20 protein-coding genes are annotated in these 19712 nt (G+C 42.1%); 3 read left to right on the forward strand and 17 right to left on the reverse strand.

What is annotated here, in order from left to right; genetic code table 11:
• Positions 1–13: 13 nt before the first annotated feature.
• The 9 genes from dnaJ to gpr form a co-directional block, all read right to left on the reverse strand.
• Positions 14–1147, reverse strand: a complete 1134-nt coding sequence (dnaJ, locus tag MHH68_RS11625) for a molecular chaperone DnaJ (protein ID WP_012010628.1) — start codon at positions 1145–1147, stop codon at positions 14–16.
• Positions 1148–1312: 165 nt separating this feature from the next.
• A complete protein-coding gene (gene dnaK, locus MHH68_RS11630; protein ID WP_339163166.1) occupies positions 1313–3154 on the reverse strand; it encodes a molecular chaperone DnaK in 1842 nt (613 codons plus the stop codon).
• 24 nt (positions 3155–3178) lie between these two features.
• Positions 3179–3736, reverse strand: coding sequence for a nucleotide exchange factor GrpE (gene grpE, locus MHH68_RS11635; protein ID WP_012010630.1), 558 nt, complete (start codon positions 3734–3736; stop codon positions 3179–3181).
• 63 nt (positions 3737–3799) lie between these two features.
• Entirely contained in the window at positions 3800–4831 is a 1032-nt protein-coding gene (hrcA, locus tag MHH68_RS11640) for a heat-inducible transcriptional repressor HrcA (RefSeq protein ID WP_003217350.1), read from the reverse strand.
• An 81-nt stretch (positions 4832–4912) separates the two neighbouring features.
• Positions 4913–6052, reverse strand: coding sequence for a radical SAM family heme chaperone HemW (gene hemW, locus MHH68_RS11645; protein WP_339163169.1), 1140 nt, complete (start codon positions 6050–6052; stop codon positions 4913–4915).
• Between the two features lie 117 nt (positions 6053–6169).
• Positions 6170–8008, reverse strand: coding sequence for a translation elongation factor 4 (lepA, locus tag MHH68_RS11650; RefSeq protein ID WP_050943735.1), 1839 nt, complete (start codon positions 8006–8008; stop codon positions 6170–6172).
• A gap of 131 nt (positions 8009–8139) precedes the next feature.
• Positions 8140–8472 carry a YqxA family protein gene (locus MHH68_RS11655; RefSeq protein ID WP_061408632.1) on the reverse strand — a complete coding sequence of 111 codons (333 nt, stop codon included), beginning with the start codon at positions 8470–8472 and terminating at the stop codon, positions 8140–8142.
• Positions 8473–8486: 14 nt separating this feature from the next.
• Positions 8487–9695 carry a stage II sporulation protein P gene (locus MHH68_RS11660; protein ID WP_034661367.1) on the reverse strand — a complete coding sequence of 403 codons (1209 nt, stop codon included), beginning with the start codon at positions 9693–9695 and terminating at the stop codon, positions 8487–8489.
• A gap of 66 nt (positions 9696–9761) precedes the next feature.
• On the reverse strand, positions 9762–10877 hold the full coding sequence (gene gpr, locus MHH68_RS11665) for a GPR endopeptidase (protein ID WP_339163171.1): 1116 nt from the start codon (positions 10875–10877) through the stop codon (positions 9762–9764).
• Between the two features lie 198 nt (positions 10878–11075).
• Between gpr and rpsT the strand changes: the two genes are divergently transcribed.
• Positions 11076–11342: a 30S ribosomal protein S20 gene (rpsT, locus tag MHH68_RS11670; protein ID WP_003217506.1), complete on the forward strand. Its 267-nt coding sequence runs from the start codon at positions 11076–11078 to the stop codon at positions 11340–11342.
• A gap of 132 nt (positions 11343–11474) precedes the next feature.
• Here the strand turns inward: rpsT and holA are convergent, their stop codons facing one another.
• On the reverse strand, positions 11475–12494 hold the full coding sequence (gene holA / locus MHH68_RS11675) for a DNA polymerase III subunit delta (RefSeq protein WP_180310497.1): 1020 nt from the start codon (positions 12492–12494) through the stop codon (positions 11475–11477).
• A 236-nt stretch (positions 12495–12730) separates the two neighbouring features.
• Between holA and MHH68_RS11680 the strand changes: the two genes are divergently transcribed.
• Positions 12731–12865 (forward strand): YqzM family protein, encoded by a 135-nt coding sequence (locus MHH68_RS11680; protein WP_012010638.1) that lies wholly within the window; start codon positions 12731–12733, stop codon positions 12863–12865.
• A 39-nt stretch (positions 12866–12904) separates the two neighbouring features.
• Here MHH68_RS11680 and MHH68_RS11685 read toward each other — a convergent pair whose 3' ends face one another.
• The 3 genes from MHH68_RS11685 to MHH68_RS11695 form a co-directional block, all read right to left on the reverse strand.
• On the reverse strand, positions 12905–15232 hold the full coding sequence (locus MHH68_RS11685; RefSeq protein WP_339165793.1) for a DNA internalization-related competence protein ComEC/Rec2: 2328 nt from the start codon (positions 15230–15232) through the stop codon (positions 12905–12907).
• Positions 15225–15794, reverse strand: a complete 570-nt coding sequence (locus MHH68_RS11690) for a ComE operon protein 2 (RefSeq protein WP_058014632.1) — start codon at positions 15792–15794, stop codon at positions 15225–15227. The genes MHH68_RS11685 and MHH68_RS11690 overlap by 8 nt, the downstream gene beginning before the upstream one ends.
• Positions 15795–15859: 65 nt before the next feature.
• Positions 15860–16489, reverse strand: coding sequence for a helix-hairpin-helix domain-containing protein (locus MHH68_RS11695; RefSeq protein WP_339163176.1), 630 nt, complete (start codon positions 16487–16489; stop codon positions 15860–15862).
• A 90-nt stretch (positions 16490–16579) separates the two neighbouring features.
• Here MHH68_RS11695 and comER point away from each other — a divergent pair, with 90 nt between their 5' ends.
• The gene (gene comER, locus MHH68_RS11700) at positions 16580–17428 is read left to right on the forward strand and encodes a late competence protein ComER (protein WP_339163178.1); all 849 of its coding nucleotides are present in this window, start codon (positions 16580–16582) and stop codon (positions 17426–17428) included.
• Positions 17429–17476: 48 nt separating this feature from the next.
• On the opposite strand, the gene MHH68_RS11705 is transcribed toward comER, so the two are convergent.
• The 4 genes from MHH68_RS11705 to MHH68_RS11720 are packed head-to-tail and all read right to left on the reverse strand — an operon-like array spanning position 17477 to position 19708.
• Positions 17477–18220, reverse strand: a complete 744-nt coding sequence (locus MHH68_RS11705) for a class I SAM-dependent methyltransferase (protein ID WP_339163180.1) — start codon at positions 18218–18220, stop codon at positions 17477–17479.
• On the reverse strand, positions 18217–18573 hold the full coding sequence (gene rsfS, locus MHH68_RS11710) for a ribosome silencing factor (RefSeq protein WP_003217467.1): 357 nt from the start codon (positions 18571–18573) through the stop codon (positions 18217–18219). The genes MHH68_RS11705 and rsfS overlap by 4 nt, the downstream gene beginning before the upstream one ends.
• Positions 18574–18585: 12 nt before the next feature.
• A complete protein-coding gene (gene yqeK / locus MHH68_RS11715) occupies positions 18586–19149 on the reverse strand; it encodes a bis(5'-nucleosyl)-tetraphosphatase (symmetrical) YqeK (protein ID WP_339163182.1) in 564 nt (187 codons plus the stop codon).
• Positions 19139–19708 carry a nicotinate-nucleotide adenylyltransferase gene (locus MHH68_RS11720; protein WP_169056949.1) on the reverse strand — a complete coding sequence of 190 codons (570 nt, stop codon included), beginning with the start codon at positions 19706–19708 and terminating at the stop codon, positions 19139–19141. Before MHH68_RS11720 ends, yqeK begins: the two co-directional genes overlap by 11 nt.
• Between the last annotated feature and the right edge of the window lie 4 nt (positions 19709–19712).

Genomic DNA, 19712 nt, shown 5'->3' on the forward strand with positions numbered 1-19712 from the left:
CTCCTTATCCGTCTTACTCGCCTTTAAATGCGCGTTTTACCTTATCGAAGAAGCTCATTTCTTGTTCGTCCGGTTTATTTCCGCTCACTTCAGCAAATTTTCTAATGATATCTTTTTGATTGTCCGTTAAATTTGTTGGTGTGACGACTCGTACAACGATATGCTGATCGCCTTGACCATAGCCGCGTACATTTTTCACACCTTTTCCTTTGAGTCTAAATTTCGTGCCAGTTTGCGTGCCAGCAGGGACTTTCAATTTTACTTTACCGTGTAATGTCGGCACTTCAATTTCGTCACCTAATGCAGCCTGTGCAAAGGTTAGCGGCATTTCGCAGTAAATGTCATCTCCGTCACGCTCGAAGAATTCATGCGAGCGCACATGGAACACAACAAATAAATCGCCTGGAGGTCCTCCATTTACACCTGGCTCCCCTTGACCAGACACTCTGAGCTGCTGACCATCGTCAACACCAGCTGGGATCGTCACATTGATTTTCTTACGCTTACGCACTTTACCAGAGCCGCCGCATGTAGAACATTTGTGATCGATTTGTTTTCCTGTTCCGCTACAGTAGTTACATACTCTGCGGTTGACCACTTTACCAAACGGAGTTGACTGCTCAACATTTAATTGACCAGAGCCGCCGCAATGTGAACAAGTCTTCGCATCTGTTCCAGGCTTTGCCCCTGATCCATGACACGTTTCACATGATTCCTCACGAGGAATTTCAATCGTTGCTTCTTTTCCAAATGCTGCTTCTTCAAATGAAAGCGTCATTGTATACTGCAAGTCTGCTCCTTGACGCGGTGCATTTGGATCTCTTCTTCTGGCTCCGCCGCCAAAAATACTAGAGAAGATGTCATCAAAGCCGCCGAAGCCGCCAAAGTCTCCTCCTCCGCCAAAACCGCCGCCGCCAAAGCCTTGGTTTGGATCCGTATGACCGAACTGATCATACTGCGAACGTTTTTGATCGTCAGAAAGGGTTTCATAGGCTTCTTTTACTTCTTTGAATTTCTCATCTGAGCCAGCTTCTTTATTAATATCAGGGTGATACTTTTTTGAAAGCTTGCGGTATGCCTTTTTGATCTCGTCTTTTGAGGCGCTCTTACTCACGCCAAGCACTTCATAGTAATCACGCTTACTCATCTCTTCACACTCCCGATTTTCTCACATAAATACGATTGTATCATTTTGATTTGACCTTTTTCAATTGCTTTCATCGTTGGAAAGAAAAAAAGTCAAAGCCAAGAGATCCTGACTTTGACTTTCTGACGAGTACGTTTCAGCAGTCTTTTTCAAAAGTAAAGGTGATTATTTTTTCTCTTGATCGTCGTTTACTTCTTCGTATTCTGCATCCACTACATTGTCATCTGCTTTTTGAGCACCTTCAGCGCCGCCTTCTTGCTGAGCTTGTGCTTGTTTTGCAGCTTCTTCATAGAGCTTTGTCGTTAGTTCTTGAACGATTGTTTGCAGCTCATCTTTTTTCGCTTTGATGTCTTCAAACTCGCCTTTTTCGATCGCAGCTTTTAGTGCATCTTTCGCGTCGTTTGCTTTTTTCACTTGCTCTTCATCGATTTTGCCTTCTAGATCTTTTAATGTTTTTTCAGTTGTAAACACTAATTGATCTGCTTCATTGCGCACTTCGATTTCTTCTTTTTTCTTCGCATCTGCTTCAGCATTTTCTTCTGCTTCTTTGACCATTTTTTCGATCTCATCATCAGAAAGACCTGAAGAAGATTTGATTGTGATGTTTTGCTCTTTGCCTGTACCCATATCTTTCGCACGTACGTTGACAATACCGTTTTTATCAATATCAAAAGATACTTCGATTTGTGGTACGCCGCGTGGTGCTGGCGGAATGTCAGTCAATTGGAAACGACCTAATGTTTTGTTATCTGCTGCCATTGGGCGCTCACCTTGCAGGACATGGATGTCTACCGCTGTTTGGTTGTCAGCAGCCGTTGAGAATACTTGAGATTTACTTGTTGGAATTGTTGTATTACGTTCAATCAGCTTTGTGAATACGCCGCCCATTGTTTCAATTCCTAAAGAAAGTGGTGTTACGTCAAGAAGAACAACGTCTTTGACATCTCCTGTGATGACTCCACCTTGGATCGCCGCACCAAGAGCAACCACTTCATCAGGGTTTACACCTTTATGAGGCTCTTTGCCTGTTTCTTTTTTGATTGCTTCTTGTACTGCAGGAATACGAGTTGATCCACCAACAAGGATGACTTTATCAATCTCGCTAGCAGATAAACCAGCATCTTTCAAAGATTGACGTACAGGTGTCATTGTACGCTCTACAAGGTCTGCAGAAAGCTCTTCGAATTTAGCACGCGTTAGCGTTAATTCTAGGTGAAGAGGACCTGCATCTCCAGCTGTGATAAATGGCAGTGAGATTTGTGTAGAAGATACACCAGAAAGATCTTTTTTCGCTTTTTCAGCAGCATCTTTTAAACGCTGAAGCGCCATTTTATCTTTTGAAAGGTCAATGCCATTTTCTTTTTTGAATTCAGCCACTAAGTGATCAATGATCACTTGGTCAAAATCGTCTCCACCTAGACGGTTGTCCCCAGCAGTTGAGCGTACTTCAAAGACGCCGTCTCCAAGCTCAAGGACTGATACGTCAAATGTACCGCCGCCAAGGTCGTATACAAGAATCGTTTGATCTTCATCTGTTTTATCTAAACCATAAGCAAGTGCAGCTGCTGTTGGTTCGTTGATGATACGTTCTACTTCAAGACCAGCAATTTTACCAGCATCTTTTGTAGCTTGACGTTCTGCATCGTTGAAGTAAGCAGGAACTGTGATAACAGCTTTTGTTACTTCTTCGCCAAGGTAACCTTCAGCGTAAGATTTAAGATGTTGAAGAATGATTGCAGAGATTTCCTGCGGCGTGTAGTTCTTGCCTTCAACTTCTACTTTATAATCTGTACCCATATGTCTTTTAACAGACATGATTGTGTTCGGGTTTGTAATTGATTGGCGTTTCGCTACTTCACCAACTTGGCGCTCTCCATTTTTAAAAGCGACAACAGATGGTGTTGTACGTGCTCCTTCAGCGTTTGCAATGACTTTTGGCTCTCCGCCTTCAAGTACTGCAACACATGAGTTTGTTGTTCCTAAGTCAATCCCAATGATTTTACTCATAATCGATGACCTCCCATTATGTAGTTATTGATTTACTTTTACCATTGATGGACGAATAACTCGGTCTTTGAGTTTATAGCCCTTTTGCAATTCTTCTACTACGATATTTGAATCGAAGTTTTCATCTTCAACTTGCATGACGGCTTGATGAAGGTTCGGATCGAACTCTTTGCCGACAGCTTCAATTGGTTCAACGCCTTCATTTTTCAACGCTTCTACCAGCTGGCGGTAAACCATTTGCATTCCTTCTAACAAACTTTTCGCCTGCTCATTGTCTGGATCAATTCCAAGCGCTCTTTCAAAGTTGTCAAGAGCTGGGAGAAGATCGCTGACAACATGTTGAGAACGATATTTTTGCACGGTCTCCACTTCAGTTCGAGCACGGCGTTTATAGTTTTCAAAATCTGCTTGAACACGCAGAATCTTGTTTTCTTTTTCATCTAGAAGCTGCTGCAATTCATCGATTTTCTCTTGGAAGGCAGACTGTTCATCCTGTGTTACTTCCTCAGTATCTGCTTGAACTGCTTCTTCTTGTGCTTCAACCTCTGCTTCTTGCTCAGGTGTCTGTTTTTCTTCTGACATTGTGTTCACCTCCCTCAAAAGATTCAAGAATACGAAGGGGCTGTGCCCCCGCCTTTTATCACCCTACTCATCATACAAATTGGAAAGTGCGTTTGACAAGTCTTTTGATACATGATGCAAAAGACTAACGACTCGCCCGTAATCCATGCGGGTTGGTCCGATGACGGCAATGGAGCCGAGTGATTTTTGATCAATCGAATAAGTCGCTGTGATCAAACTGCAGTTCTCCATTGCTTCCAAATTGTTTTCTGAACCGATTTTAATGGTGATACCTTGCTGATTTGGATGAAACAGCTGCATGACATCATTCTTTTGCTCAATCAGCATCATGAGTGAGCGAATGCGGTCGATGTCATGAAATTCAGGCTGATTCAACATATTAATCTTCCCGCCAAAGAAAAGTTTTGATTCATTTTGTGTCGATGTAAATGTGTTACCAAGCGCATCTAAAATGTGATCATAATCTTTTAAATGTGTGCGCAGAAGCATGACCACTTCTTTATACATCCTGTCCTTCAACTGATCCATTGGTACGCCAGCTAAGCGGCTATTCAAAATATTCATCAGCTTCTCAATATCGGAGACATCGAGATGCTCAGAGAAGGTAATGGTTTTGTTTTCAACATGTCCGCTGTCTGTAATCATGATCGCTACTGCTTTGTTTGGCTGAACGGGGACAAGCTGAATTTGCTTTAATCGATTTTCACTCAGCTTTGGACCAAGCACGATCGATGTATAGTTTGTGAGATCTGATAAAATTTCCGCCGATTTTTGAACTGTTTTTTCCAGCTCAAAAATTTTCTCCTGAAAAGCCGACTGGATAAGCACAAGCTCTTTAGACGACAGTTTTCGCGGAGAGAGCAAATGATCTACATAATAACGATATCCTTTTTCTGAAGGAATTCTTCCTGATGAAGAATGGGTCTTTTCAATAAAACCAAGTTCCTCCAAATCAGCCATTTCGTTTCTAATCGTCGCAGAGCTGAATGTGATGTCCTCTTTTTTAGAAAGAGTCCTTGACCCAACTGGCTGCGCCGAACGAATAAAGTCATTAATGATGACTTGCAGAATCAAAAGCTGACGATTTGTTAACATCATCATCACCCCTGTTAGCACTCTCTTTCAACGAGTGCTAATTGTATAAACAAAATTACCAAACTCAAATTAAAATGTCAATTATAACTCACCGAGAAACGCTTGAAATACTTCATTTCCTAACAATTTTCCTTTTCTTGTTAAACGAATTCCAATGTCATTTTTTACAATGAGACCTTTTTCTGCTAATTCTTCAAGAACCGTGGGAAAAAGGGCTTCTGGTGAAGCACCATATTTGGCTTGGAAGTCGGCACTTTTTACCCCTTCGATTTTTCGAAGGCCTAAAAACAATTCTTCTTCTATCTGCTCTGCTTTTGTGACTTGATGAGTTTCTTTATACGGGAACCCAGTTTGCTCAATCAGTTCCAAGTAATGCTTCACTGGTCCTGCGTTCACATTTCGGATGCCATCTACATACCCGTGTGCCCCTGCACCGAAACCGAAGTAGTCTTCATTGCTCCAATAGGTCAGGTTATGCTGGCTTTCAAAACCAGGTTTGGCGTAATTACTGATTTCGTATTGATGTAATCCATGGCGCTCCATTTCATCCATCACAAGCTCATACATTTCAGCCTCCCGTTCTTGCGGCGGTAAATGCAGTTTTCCTTTTTGCATTAAGTTGTAAAACACCGTTTTCGGCTCCACAATCAGTGAGTAGACAGAATAATGCTCTGCTCCTAAAGAGAAAGCTGTCTCAAGTGAATTCATAACATGATGCTTTTCTTGATGCGGCAAGCCAAACATGAGGTCAAGGCTAATGTTGTCAAATCCAACATCTCTTGCTCGTTCGAAAGATGTGAGAACATCTTTCTTTTGATGAACTCGTCCGATTTTTTTGAGCAAATCATCTTCAAAGGTTTGGACGCCAAAGCTTAACCGATTGACACCGGCTTCTTTTAACACATGCAGCTTCTCGAGTGATAATTCATCTGGGTTCGCTTCCACTGCAAATTCAACCAAGTTTTTTGACGGTTTTAACACACGGTGGATGCTGTTCATGAGCTCGTCTAGCTGGCTGACGGTCAATGATGTCGGAGTCCCCCCGCCAATAAAGATCGTCTTTAGTTCTTGCTCACCCTTTTGCTCGATCGTGTGCTGCATCTCTTTTTCAAGAGCCGCTAAGTATTCATCGACTGGCTGCGTTTTAATGAAAAATTTATTGAAATCACAATAGTGGCAAATGTGCTCACAAAATGGAATGTGAATGTATGCTGCTTTCATTTGATGACACCTTCTTTACAGGTAAAGAGCCGCAGTTTATCGCTGCGGCACCTTTGTTTGTTTTCGACTATAAACGCCAAGGCTGACATTGTAAAGCAGGTTGCCTTGAGGAGGATGTTATTTTTTCGGTGTGCTGTCGTCCATCTTCAGCACAGCCATAAATGCTTCTTGCGGGACTTCAACAGAGCCCACTTGTTTCATGCGCTTTTTCCCTTCTTTTTGCTTCTCAAGAAGCTTTCTTTTCCGGGAAATGTCTCCCCCATAACATTTAGCAAGTACGTTTTTACGCATCGCTTTAATGGTAGAGCGAGCCACGATTTTTTGTCCAATCGCTGCTTGAACTGGTACTTCAAAATGCTGGCGCGGAATAAGTTCTTTCAGCTTTTCTACGATGATCTTGCCTCGTTCATAAGCGTAATCGCGGTGAACAATAAAGGAAAGGGCATCGATTTTTTCGCCATTCAGCATGATGTCCATTTTCACTAGAGTAGATGGGCGATAGCCAATCAGCTCATAGTCAAAGGACGCATAGCCTTTTGTATTGGACTTGAGCATATCAAAGAATTCATACACGATCTCCGCCAAAGGAATTTCGTACACAATGCTCACTCGGTTTGCATCAAGGTATTGCATATCAATGAAATGTCCGCGCTTCCCTTGGCAAAGCTCCATGACAGAACCTACATAATCATTCGGTACCATCATTGTTGCCTTCACGTATGGTTCTTCAATTTTCTCAATCTTTTGCGGATCAGGCAGATTGGACGGGTTATCGACGATGATTTTTTCTCCGTCTGTCATATACACATCGTAAATAACACTTGGTGCTGTCGTAATGAGATCGATTTTAAATTCACGTTCAATCCGTTCTTGGATGATTTCCATATGAAGCATTCCAAGAAAGCCGCAGCGGAAACCGAAGCCAAGTGCTTGGGACGTCTCTGCCTCATATTGAAGTGAAGAATCATTTAATTCAAGCTTTTCTAGTGCTTCACGTAAATCGTTATATTTCGCTGTGTCAATTGGATAAAGACCGCAGTAAACCATTGGGTTTAGCTTTCTGTATCCTGGCAGTGCTTCTTTCGCTGGGTTCACCGCACTTGTGATCGTATCCCCCACACGTGTATCGCCGACGTTTTTAATCGCTGCTGTTAAGTAGCCAACATCTCCAACAGTGAGTTCATCTGTCGGCATGGCTTTTGGTGTGAATACGCCGACTTCAAGTACTTCAAATTCTTTGCCCGTCGCCATCATTTTGATTTTCTGACCTGGTTTGACGGTCCCTTCCACAATTCGTATGTACGCAATAACGCCGCGATACGCATCGTAGAGAGAATCAAATATAAGAGCTTGAAGCGGTGCTTCTGGGTCTCCAGCAGGTGCTGGCACCTTTTCGACGATTTGTTCTAAAATATCTTCGATCCCAATACCCGCCTTAGCAGAGGTGAGAACAGCTTCAGATGCATCCAACCCGATGACATCTTCAATTTCTCCTCTTACACGCTCAGGCTCTGCACTTGGCAGATCGATTTTATTGATAATCGGAAGAATTTCTAAGTTGTTATCAAGAGCTAAATAAACGTTCGCAAGTGTCTGTGCTTCAATTCCTTGTGCTGCATCTACTACGAGAATCGCACCTTCACAGGCAGCAAGGCTTCGAGATACCTCATAGGTGAAGTCGACATGCCCTGGTGTATCAATCAGGTGCATAATATATTCTTCTCCATCCTTCGCCTTATATTTCAGCTGGACAGAGTTTAATTTAATCGTTATGCCGCGTTCACGCTCTAAGTCCATGGAATCAAGTAATTGTTCTTTCATTTCTCGCTGCGTAATCGCCGCTGTTTTTTCTAAAATACGGTCGGCCAATGTGGATTTCCCGTGGTCAATATGGGCGATAATGGAGAAATTTCGAATTCTTGATTGCCGTTCTAATCGTTTTTCTTTATCTGTCACAATCTATCACTCCTACTATAAAACGCGGGTTGCGCTAGGTTAGATTATATCAATAGGGCTGTAAAGATTCAATCGAAATCAAGAAAAGCCGCTCATCAATTAGCGGCTTTAGTCATATGGTGTTGATTTGTTTATTTCCCATTCACCCAATCATAAAGAGAACGAGCTGCATGTGTCATGCCATCAGACAACGCCTTCCCTGCCTTGGAGAAGGCATTAAAGCTCTCTATTTCCTCAAGCTGCTTTTGTTTTTCGGCAAGATCCTTTTCTGTAACAGCCGTTCCTAAGATAGAGGCTTCTCGTTCTTCATCATCGTTCATTTGGATGGAGAAAGCGCCTTTTAATTGCGGGTCATGGTAACCCTTCATTTGCAGCATGCCATTATTTGCCTGCTGCATTCCTAAAAAGACGCCAAATAGCAAGACCAGTCCTAAAATAATGGTTTTTCCAATAAATGATCCCATGCACCGTCACCACCTTAAGAGCGTTTTTTCTCATCCTTTGCTTTGCCGTTTACCTTTTCCGCGTCCCAGAAAATGTCGCTGAAGACATCAGCTGCTGCATTGGATGCATTTTTCAATTCTTCCATATTATTATCCACTCCGCCAAATTCTAAAAGAAGGGCTTTGTCGGATAAATCTTGATTATAAATTCCATTATCACCAATTTCGCCTTTGGCAAACACACCGACACTGAGCCCTTTATATTTTTTCTCCATCAAATGGTGGAACTCCGTCGCAAGCTTGAGGTTTTTCTCATAGCTTTGATTCTTCTTCCCCACAACAAACGCAATTCTCGCATATTTCTTTCCTTTGATCTCGACAGTGGTGTCTTTCTTTCTTCTTGAGTCACGGTGGATATCGATTAAATATTCGAGATCATCATTTTTCGCTAAGGCTTCTTTTACGACCAGTCTTGATTCATTATAAGACTGGGGATACTTTAGTCCTTTTTGCAGAAGCCGTTTTTCAACTTCTGTTTTGTCGACCGTATTCCCGATTCCTTGCTGATCAAGCGCCTTTCCGAACATGTCGCCAACAAGGGTGACATTCACTTTTGAGTGCCGTGCATTGTTTGGATTCGTTTCTCCTTTTAAAAATGGTAAATATGATTCCGTATTATGTGTGTGGTAAATGTAAACTGCTTTTCGTTTTCCTGTCGACCGGTCTGGCTCTTTCGCAGGCTTTTTCGGCACATCTTTGTCGAGCTTGTCCAGCTCTGCCAAATTTGCTTCTTTTTCATCTTGGATGACTTCACTTGGCGGCGGCGATTCCATTGGCATGTTGGTATAATCTGTTCCTTCACCCGCTAAAATGATTTTTGTATCAAAATGTTCAAAGCCCGGGAGTTCTCTCCCTAGAAAACTACGCGGGTCTTCTAAATTGATACTGGTCGCAAGCTTGAGTGACAGTCCAGAGAAATGAAACCCTTTTTGATCTTTCGGAACGGCTGAGGCGAAATATTGGTTTTCCATGCCCATTAATGTGGCAAAAAAAGCCCCGGAAAGCTCATCTGCTACACCATATAGCGAGGCTTGTGGCCTCAGCTCCGGCTTTAAAGATGTCAGCGCCCCTGACATCACAAATACTACAACAAGCGAGGCTATAAATAAGAAAATGCTTTTGACTACTTTCGTTCCATTAATCGCAACGACCAACTGTCGAGGACGGCGGGGTCTTTTTTTCATGATTTACTCCCTCCAGCACGCTTTCTAGTAATTACACTATGAGCGAGCTAGAGAAAGTAGAACCGATTAATGATTATAAGAACCCTTGTTATCTTGAGAGATTTTTTGATGAAGCGCTGTGTTCAATCCATTGGCGAGCACGTTTGCCATATCATCAATGAATGTATCCACTTCCTTAGGCGTCACCATTAAATTTTGCCCTAGCGGCGCAAGCACTTCATGGATCAGCTGCCGTTTCTCTTCTTCTGTAAGAGTTCCTACGATACCTAAGAATGATTGACGCGTTTCCTCATCTGGTAAGTCTTCTTCGTTTAGTACTTTTTTCTTCCCAAACGTCAAACCAGCCGGCACAAGAGAGCGGGACGGCCGGTCATCTTTCAGTTCTCTACCAAAATGCTTTAAGACATAATCAATTGTGTCACTTGCAATGGTGACTGCATCTACGACTGTCGGAACGCCAATCGCAATCACTGGGATTCCCAACGTTTCTTTGCTTAATTCTTTTCGCTTATTCCCTACACCTGAACCGGGATGGATGCCTGTATCAGAGATTTGAATCGTCGTATTCACCCGTTCCACTGCACGAGCAGCAAGGGCATCGATTGCAATGACAAAATCGGGTTTGGACCTCTCGATGACACCTTGAATTATGTCGCTTGTTTCAATACCGGTCAGTCCCATCACTCCCGGTGATAAAGAGGACACTGGGCGGTAGCCTTCCTGTACATTTTCCGGCTGCAATTCAAAAAGATGCCGGGTCACAAGCAGACTTTCAACCGTGAGCGGACCTAGCGCATCTGGCGTGACATTCCAGTTTCCTAGTCCTACTACAAGACAGCTCGCATCACTCTGAATGCCTCGGTCTTTTAAAAACTGAGCAAAATGATGGGCAAAGACTTCGACAACTTTTTCCTGCATCTCAGAATCTTTCTCCCGAATGCCTTGCGCCTCAAGTGTCAAGTATGTTCCTGCCTTTTTGCTGGTCAGCGCCTCCCCTTCTTTCGTGATCTCCACCGTGCGTATACGGATGCCGTGCTCCTCTTTTTCCTTTTCGACAATCCCTTGAATTCCGTCCTTTTTGACGACATTCGGATCGTTCTCTTGTTCTAGTATCTCTTTTGTTTCAACAGCCAGGTCTGTCCGAATTTGATAAGCACTTAAATCAAGTTTCTGTTTCTCCATAAAAAGACTCCTTCCACCAAGTAATTAACAGTAGTCTTTCCATCTCTTGAAAGAAACATTCGAGCGCTTCATCAATGAAAAATACTTTACATTTATATTGCATTCTAAAGGTGTGTTTGATAGAATACAACTTGTTCTATTGTGAAGATTTAACCTTAAGACAATTGTGTTTAGGTTGTATCTTAGGAGGTGAAACACATGCCAAATATTAAATCAGCGATCAAACGTACAAAAACGAATAACGAACGCCGTGCACACAACGTGACAATCAAGTCTGCGATGCGTACTGCGATTAAACAAGTTGAAGTTTCTGTAGCTAACAACGATGCTGAGCAAGCAAAAGCTGCTCTTTCTTCTGCTGCAAAACGCATTGACAAAGCCGTTAAAACTGGTCTTGTACACAAAAACGCAGCTGCGCGTTACAAGTCAAGACTTGCTAAACAAGTAAACGGACTTTCTGCATAATGCTTGCAACGCCTCAGTAATGAGGCAACTGTTTAACTGTACGTCCGTCCTGACCGGCTCAGCCATTAGGACAGACTGGCAATTATACATCTACAAAAACGACCTTCTTTTTAGAAGGTCGTTTTTGTATGTTCAAGCGCCTAATAGGCGAAGCAGAAACAATTCTAGCAATAGCTGCTTGTCCTTTTTACCGGTTTTCATTTCATAATCGATCGTTGACAGCTCTTTGACAATCTGCTTGAGCTCTTCTTCTGTAAACAGTCTTGCCTGATCCATAGCAAGTTTGACGCGGAATGGGTGAACTTTTAGATTTGAAGCAATTTGTTTTTGCCCATATCCTTGCTGAGCGAAATATTTTGTCTGCAAAATCAAACGAAATTGAGTGGATATAAGCGCTAATATTTTAATGGGTTCCTCATTTTGTTTCAGCAAATCATAAAACATCTGCATGGCCTGAGAGCGGCGTCTGTTGACAATTTGGTTAATTAATTCAAAAATATTCTGCTCTAAGCTTCTTGCAACAAGCTGATTAACATCCGCTAATTCAATTTCTTCTCGTTCTCCAATATATGTACTGAGTTTCCTGACCTCTTGAAACAATGAGGATAGGCTCCCTCCGCACAGCATCACAAGCTGCTCAGCCGCTTCAGAGGAAATCGACTTTCCTTCTGTTTTCACCAGTGTAATGGTGAAATCCGTTGTTTCTTTTGGGTTTAACTCTTTTGCCTCAACCATAGCCGCTTTCTTTTTTAGCAATTTGGTGATTTTCTTTCGTTCATCCAGCTTTTCATATGGTGCCAATAAGACGAGAATGGTATAAGGCGCCGGCTTTTCTAAATACGCTTCTAACAGAGAAAGCTCATGCTCAATCTTCTCCTTTTTCTTTTCCGCTGTAAGAAAATAAGGGTTCTTAATCACAACAAGACGCCTTTCTCCCATGAACGGAAAGGTTTCTGCATCTGTCACAGCCTGTTCAAGCGGCACCTCTTCCATATCAAAGACGGAGTAATTAAAATCCTTTGTCTCCTCGTCTACTACAGTTTGTCTTAATTTAGCTGCTGTTTCTTGCAGTAAATACGTTTCTTTTCCATATAAGCAATAAACGGGATGGATATCCCCTCTTTTTAAATTGTTCCAAACCTCAAAGACCATAAATTGAATCCCTCTCTTTCACTTCCTCCTCTATCCTAAAGTGTGCGAAGACATTAGTAAAGAGGAAGCTGAAAGTACCGCCTCCTCATTTATAGTAAACGTCTGGTGCAAGCTCCCGGGTCAGCTTGCCACAGACGATATTCATAAAATGATCATGAAAATGGAAAACGGTTACTTTACCTTCTAGCAATTCCAAATGAGTTCAAGTATACTAAAATTAGCCAGGAGGGATGAAAATGAATGAATTTGAAAAAAATGTTCAAAGCAAGCGGAATGATGTGACCGACTCAGCCGTTGGTTTTATCGTCACATTCGGATTTTTCGCCTCAATGTTTATTTTGGCCACCATTATACACCTCGTTGGATCTTAACTTCATGAATGCTACATGACTGCCGTTTTGGCAGTTTTTTTATTGATTTTGTAAGATATCATATGGAGGATGCGTGTAAAACGTTCCTTTCTCCTCAAGAAATTCATATGTCACACTCCCGTCTCGATCTGTACGGTACACCTTCGTTTGATGATCCATGAGTTTTTTCAAGACATCCTGATGAGGATGCTGATAACGATTGCGTTCACCAGCCGAAATGAGTGCATGCGACGGCTCTAGATGCCGAAGCCACTCCTCACTTGTTGACCCTTTGCTCCCATGATGCCCAACCTTTAAGATATCTGCTCGCAGGTGAGGGTAGGCTTCCATAATGTCTCGTTCCCCTTCATGTTCAAGATCTCCAGTGAACAGAAACCTTTTCCCACCAAGAGTAAAAGCTAGAACAAGTGAATCATTGTTCTTACTTGTCACCCGGTGTTGCGAAGGGTGGAGAACCTCAAATGTGTGCTCTCCAACTTGGAGCTGATCTCCTCTTTCTAATTCAACAATCATAATCCCTTTTTCAGCGGCTTCTTTTAACAGTTTTGCATCCTCTGGACTTCGGGCAAAACCTTTTGGTATAGCCAGCCGCTTTACTTTATTTCGCTTGATTAAATGAACCGCTTCTCCCATGTGGTCTTGATCTGCATGCGTGAGAATCAACACATCAAGTTTTGCTATACCTTTTGAATGGAAAAACGGGATTAGCGTTTGATCACCGATCGTAGATACTTTACGTCTTTTTTTCCATGGTTCATCATCAAAAGAAAGTCTGCCACCTGTGTCCACAAGTAGATGTCCCTTTCGGTAAGGGAGCTGAATAAACAGACTATCCCCTTGTCCGACATCCAGCATCGTGACCTCTCCTTTTTGGAGAACATTCGGGGTGAAATAGTGTACACTCAAGACACCAATGAGTAACAGAATCGGCACGGCATAGGATTTAACGGACATTTTGCACTCCATCATAAATAGCAGAAAAACAATAGCACTCATTTCAAGCAGAATATGCCACCAAGTCGATTTCATAAAAATTAAGTTGAACCCATCAAAAACTGCCATATGTGCTGACAACTGATGACTTAGCTGGATGACCGAATCAAGCAGCTGGAACAACGCTAGCCCAAGCGGAAGATAAATGATAGACAAAAGAAAAAAGAGTAAGGACAGAGGCAGGACAACTGTCGTATAAAAAGGCACAAATATCATATTCAATGGGATGCTCAGCAAAGAAAATAGCTGAAAATGATATAAAAGAACAGGAAGCGAGGCAAGCTGTGCCACAAATGAGATCAGGAATAACTGCATCACTGCGCTTTTCGCTTGTGATAAGATTCTGGTCGATAACAAAATAAAAAACGTCACCACGAATGAAAGCTGAAATCCGATATCGAATAGATATAGAGGATGAATCGCTAATAAGAATAAAAACGCTGCGCTTAATACGACAGCAGAAGACTGTTTCATTTCTTTTGGCAGGCTTGTCATCACTAAATAGATTCCTGCCATAAGGCAAGCTCTTAAAACTGATGGTGCAGCACCTGTCAAACAAGCATAAACTGGAAGAAAGCATAATAGAAGAAGACGCGCTGTCTCTCTAGTCACACCGGCACGAAGCAGACACCAAAATAAACAGGCAAGAAGCGTTTGCACATGGAGTCCTGAGATCGCTAACAGATGAATAATGCCGAGCATTTGATAGTCTCTTAGTGTGTCAGAATCTATCAATTCTCGTTCTCCAAAAATAAGAGCCTGTACAATACCTACAGAGTTTTTCGGTACATGATCTTCTAAGAATCTTAAGCCCTTTTGCCTCATCTTTTGAAGTAAATAGGAAGGATGATCATTTTTTGTACAGCCTTTGATTGACTGCGGTAAGAAAATAGCGCGAATGCCCTTTGATTTTAGAAATTGATTGTATTGAAACCCGTTAGGAATGGTTGCGTGTTTCGGTCGTCGAACATCACCTGTCATATGACAGCTCATACCTGGCTCTATATCTTTTAGCGCCTCTTTTTCACGCTCTGTTTGAATGGTATAGAAAGCGGCTAGCCGCTCATCTTCTGTTGACACAGTCGCCGAAAAACGATTGCCATCTGTTTTCGGAATCGTTTCAATCACAACGGAGCCGGAAAAGAATTTTTCTTGAACAGGTTGATCTTTTTCAAAAGACTCATGAACCATAAAAATAAGAATATAGACAGCTCCACATAGGCTGATCATAAGAAAGAGTTTGGGAATTTTTTTCAGTAGACTGAGAAGGAAGATGATGAGAAGAAAGAGAAGGAAATACATATGAAGATGATATGCAGCCAGAGCAATTCCAACAGCTGCTGAAATTGCCCCAAACGGCAAATAATTAAACATACGAAGTAAATAATTGATTCGCCTTCTCATGCATATCGCGAATTTCTGATTCACTAAGTCCTGATTCACTTAGTTTGCCAATTAGATCTGCAACAAAGGCTAATTTTTCTTGATTTTTTAAGTCGATGATCATTTCATCAAGTTCAACTTGTTCCGTTTGAACACCTGCCTGCTCAAATAAATCAATGGCGTATGGGTGATTTTTATAATCCTTTGCATAGTATACGGTTCGAATCCCTGCTTGAATAATGGCTTTACAGCACTGCAAACAAGGAAAATGTGTGACATATATTTCAGCATCGGATGTAGGTGCACCAAATTTGGCACATTGTAAAATAGCATTCATTTCCGCATGGATGGTGCGAACGCAGTGATGATCAATGACATAGCATCCCACATCTGCACAATGGACATCACCAGCAATTGAACCATTATATCCTCCCGCAATGATACGCTTGTCTCTGACGATGGTCGCCCCAACAGCTAACCGCTCACAGGTGCTTCGTAAAGCAAGCAAATGGCTTTGTGCCATAAAATATTGATTCCATGAAATTCTTTCCACGAGCTGATCCCTCCAGAATGATGGTTGGTATTAAGTGTACATGCCTTCCTTCTATACCGTCAATTCTACTTAACGGTCAATTCATTTTTCAGCCGTTCAATGGTCTTCTCCCCAAAACCTGAAATGTTCCGCAAATCTTCAATTTGTTGAAATTCTCCGTGTTCCTCTCTGTACGTAATGATGGCTTCTGCTTTAGCTGGCCCTATTCCATTAATGGTTTGCAATTCCGCCGCATCAGCCTGATTCACATTGACACCTTGACTCTTTTCATTACCTGATGGAACGCTTGCACCTACTGTTTGTGTCTCTCTCTCTGCTTCTCCCTGCTTCCGGACATAAATCATCATACTGTCTTCTAATTTTGCTGCTTGATTAATTTCAATCGTGTCTGCTTTACTAGTAAAGCCTCCTGCCCTTCGAATGGCTTCTTCTACCCGCGCATCAGGCTGAAACGTATAAACACCTGGCTTTTTTACAGCCCCTTTGACCTCCACAAAAATGGAGGATGATTCATTATCGGTCTTTTCTTGTTTGTCTTCTAATGTGACTTGTTTGTCTTGATCGCCCTTCAATACACTTGGCTCTCTAGTGCCCTCCTTATTTCCTACCAAAAGGAAGAAAGTGATGATGATCGCGCCCATGAGCCCAGCTCCGATATAAAGACTGTATTTTTTCAATGGAATGAATCGCTTCAAGTGCTCACGCTTCTTTCAATCATATTTTTCTATTGCTCAACATACTGTTTAGAAGATAACAGATCCTATGCGCCTAAGGAGGGAGAACGTTTGAATATCGGGATAATCGGTACAGGAAACATGGGTACCATACTTACTGAGGCATTTATTGAATCAAAGGCAGTCAATCCCTCATCCATCACCATCACAAACCGGACCATTGAAAAAGCGTTCAATATAAAAAAGAACCACCCAGATCTTGAAGTTACGAAACAGCTTACAGGAGCTGTCACGAATAAAGATTTTATCTTTGTTTGTGTCAAACCGCTTGATATTTATCCTCTGTTAAAGGAAGTGAGCCCTCTCTTAACAGAGCAGCAAACCATTGTCATCATCACAAGTCCGGTTCATCCTGAGCAGCTTCAGGATGTCGTTCCTTGTCAAACAGCCAGGCTGATTCCAAGCATTACGAACCGCGCTTTATCAGGAGCGTCACTTTTAACATTTGGATCGTCATGTAATGTCACAACGAAAACAGCGTTAAGACAATTAGCTTCCTGCATTTCAACACCTATCGAAATTCATCATTCGATTACAAGAGCGGCGTCAGATATCGTCAGCTGCGGTCCTGCCTTTATCAGCTTCCTCGTTCAGAAAATGATTGAAGCAGCCGTTGAAGAAACGGATATTTCTAAAGAAGAAGCCACCTCCTTATCAGAAGATATGCTTGTAGGGCTTGGCCGTTTGATCGAAAAAAGAGTCTATACCCTCCCGACACTGCAAGACAAAGTGTGTGTAAAAGGCGGCGTCACTGGTGAAGGGATTAAAGCACTTGAAGCAGGTGTTCAAGATATGTTTCACCGCCTTTTTCAAAACACACATGAAAAATTCGATGAAGATCTTGAAGCAGTTGCGCATCAATACCCGCCAAGTGTGTTTACTGATGATCACAGAAATTAATCAACTCTGCAACAAGCGAAAAAAGGATTTTAAAAAACCATCGTTCCATTAAACGATGGTTTTTGGTTTCTTAGCTGAAATGAAATATCTTTCGGCGAATTCCCCGGGCGCTTCATTTGTAAAATCAGCAGTCACTTCTATTTGTTCAAAGCCAGCGGACTCAAGGAACGCCGCATACGTCTCAAATGGAAATGTACGCTGTTCATGTGTCTCATCATAACGCTGATACACGTCTCCGTCCTTTACAAAAAAGCTTAAATCGTGAATGACCGAATACATGTCATCCCCTTTATCACTCTGCCAAATATAGCTGATCTCTTCATCTTGATCGGCATAAGTCGAACCTGGGAATACCTTATCCATTTTATAAGGAGTATGAACATCAAAGAGTAAAACCCCATCTGCCTCTAAAAGCTGAAACATGTTTTGAAAGGTTTTTTTGACATCATTTTCGTTTTTTAAGTAATTCAAGGAATCACAGCATATAACCGCCGCCTGAAAGACTTGCTCAAAACCCGTCAGCTCTCTCATATCTTGATGTAAAAATTGAATGGACTGCTTTTTCGCCTGTGCTTTTTGCTGCGCGAAAGCCAGCATTTCTTCACTGAGGTCAATTCCTGTGACTGCATGACCCTTTTCAGCTAACCGAAGAGAAATCTCTCCAGTTCCACAGCCAACATCAATAATGGCAGCATTCGGTTTGATATTCTGCTGGATCCACTGAACCCATTCATCATAAGGTGCATGTGTCATGAGCTCGTCATACACACCTGCAAACCCTTGATAAATCATGAGTTAATGCCAAGTGAAAGCGTTTCTCTCGGCGCATCTCCCCATAGCTTCTCTAGGTTGTAGTATCCTCTTTCTTCTTTGTGGAACACATGAGCAATGACATCACCAAGATCAATCAATACCCATCTTGCTTCATCAAAGCCCTCCATCTTCTTCACTTCAATTCCACTTTCCTCTGCAAGATGTTTTACCTCTCTTGCAATGGCCTGAACTTGTTTATCAGAGTTCCCATGACAAATGAGAAAATAATCGGCAACAAGTGAGATTCCTTGCATATTAAGGGCAATAATATCCTCCGCCCGTTTATCATCGCATGCTCCTGCCGCGACGTTTAAAATTGATGATGAATCCATCCAAATTCCTCCTTAATTGTTCTTAAGCACAAGTGAGTTGTAAGTCGCAAGCGTATCTGGATAGACTGGCTGGTTCTTTTTCAATAAAAAGCTGATCGTGTTTTTTAGTGACTGAATCAGTGCGCTATCTAGATCTTTCTCTGCCAACTCTCTTACTTCTTCAACACCAGGGAAATGACGTCCTGGTTCGATATAATCAGCGACATAAATGACCTTTTCAAGTAATGTCATGTTTGGTCTACCTGATGTATGGAATTCAATAGCCGTTAAAATGTCTTGGTCGTGAATAGCTGCTTCCTTTTTAACCAAATAGGCACCGACCGGGGCATGCCAAAGCTCGGGCGAATATTCCAGCAATAGAGGGTCCATCTGCTCCTTTTGGATAATCCCCTTCATTTCATCCTTTGGTCTAAATTTCGCATAATCATGAAAAATAGCAGCGATTTCTGCTTTTTTCACATCTGCACCGAACCGTTCCGCTAATGAAATGGCTGTCTCCATAACCCCGAGTGTATGTGTATATCTATGCTCTGTTAACTGCTCTTTGACACAGTTCAATGCTTCTTCACGATTCATATAAGTGATGCTCCTTTATATAACGCTCAACAGGTTTCGGTATCAAATAATCGACAGGTTTTTCCTGCAAGATTCGCTGCCTAATCAATGTCGATGATACATCAAAAGCTGGAACATCTGCAAATAAAAGAGGATATGTCGTATTTCCGGTATAACCCGGTCTTTTCATCCCAATAAAAGTAATCATCTGAAGCAAATCATCAATCCGATGCCATTTTGGCAAATACTCGACCATGTCCGCTCCAATCATAAAAAAGAACTCATCTTCAGGGTGGCGCTTCTTTAAAAGCTCCACCGTATCTACTGTATAAGATGGACCCTCTCGCTCCATTTCAATGAGCTCCAATCGAAAATGTGGATTTGACTGGATCGCCGCTTCCACCATTTTCACCCGGTGACGACTATCAGCTCGTTTCCGGTCTGTTTTATGAGGAGGCTTGTGGTTTGGGATAAACCAAATTTCATCAAGCCCTACTTGAAAACGCACCTCATTTGCCATCAGCAAATGCCCATTATGAGGAGGATCAAACGTACCGCCGAACAACCCTATTTTTTTCATATCA

Source organism: Bacillus sp. FSL K6-2841 (assembly GCF_037976435.1).
Classification (GTDB): Bacteria; Bacillota; Bacilli; order Bacillales; family Bacillaceae; genus Bacillus; species Bacillus pumilus.

Bases quoted from the DNA above. Each gene is read 5' to 3' on its own strand.
- dnaJ (WP_012010628.1), bottom strand. From the start codon at position 1,147: ATGAGTAAGCGTGATTACTATGAAGTGCTTGGCGTGAGTAAGAGCGCC.
- dnaK (WP_339163166.1), bottom strand. From the start codon at position 3,154: ATGAGTAAAATCATTGGGATTGACTTAGGAACAACAAACTCATGTGTT.
- grpE (WP_012010630.1), bottom strand. From the start codon at position 3,736: ATGTCAGAAGAAAAACAGACACCTGAGCAAGAAGCAGAGGTTGAAGCA.
- hrcA (WP_003217350.1), bottom strand. From the start codon at position 4,831: ATGTTAACAAATCGTCAGCTTTTGATTCTGCAAGTCATCATTAATGAC.
- hemW (WP_339163169.1), bottom strand. From the start codon at position 6,052: ATGAAAGCAGCATACATTCACATTCCATTTTGTGAGCACATTTGCCAC.
- MHH68_RS11655 (WP_061408632.1), bottom strand. From the start codon at position 8,472: ATGGGATCATTTATTGGAAAAACCATTATTTTAGGACTGGTCTTGCTA.
- MHH68_RS11660 (WP_034661367.1), bottom strand. From the start codon at position 9,695: ATGAAAAAAAGACCCCGCCGTCCTCGACAGTTGGTCGTTGCGATTAAT.
- gpr (WP_339163171.1), bottom strand. From the start codon at position 10,877: ATGGAGAAACAGAAACTTGATTTAAGTGCTTATCAAATTCGGACAGAC.
- rpsT (WP_003217506.1), top strand. From the start codon at position 11,076: ATGCCAAATATTAAATCAGCGATCAAACGTACAAAAACGAATAACGAA.
- holA (WP_180310497.1), bottom strand. From the start codon at position 12,494: ATGGTCTTTGAGGTTTGGAACAATTTAAAAAGAGGGGATATCCATCCC.
- MHH68_RS11680 (WP_012010638.1), top strand. From the start codon at position 12,731: ATGAATGAATTTGAAAAAAATGTTCAAAGCAAGCGGAATGATGTGACC.
- MHH68_RS11685 (WP_339165793.1), bottom strand. From the start codon at position 15,232: ATGTTTAATTATTTGCCGTTTGGGGCAATTTCAGCAGCTGTTGGAATT.
- MHH68_RS11705 (WP_339163180.1), bottom strand. From the start codon at position 18,220: ATGATTTATCAAGGGTTTGCAGGTGTGTATGACGAGCTCATGACACAT.
- rsfS (WP_003217467.1), bottom strand. From the start codon at position 18,573: ATGGATTCATCATCAATTTTAAACGTCGCGGCAGGAGCATGCGATGAT.
- yqeK (WP_339163182.1), bottom strand. From the start codon at position 19,149: ATGAATCGTGAAGAAGCATTGAACTGTGTCAAAGAGCAGTTAACAGAG.
- MHH68_RS11720 (WP_169056949.1), bottom strand. From the start codon at position 19,708: ATGAAAAAAATAGGGTTGTTCGGCGGTACGTTTGATCCTCCTCATAAT.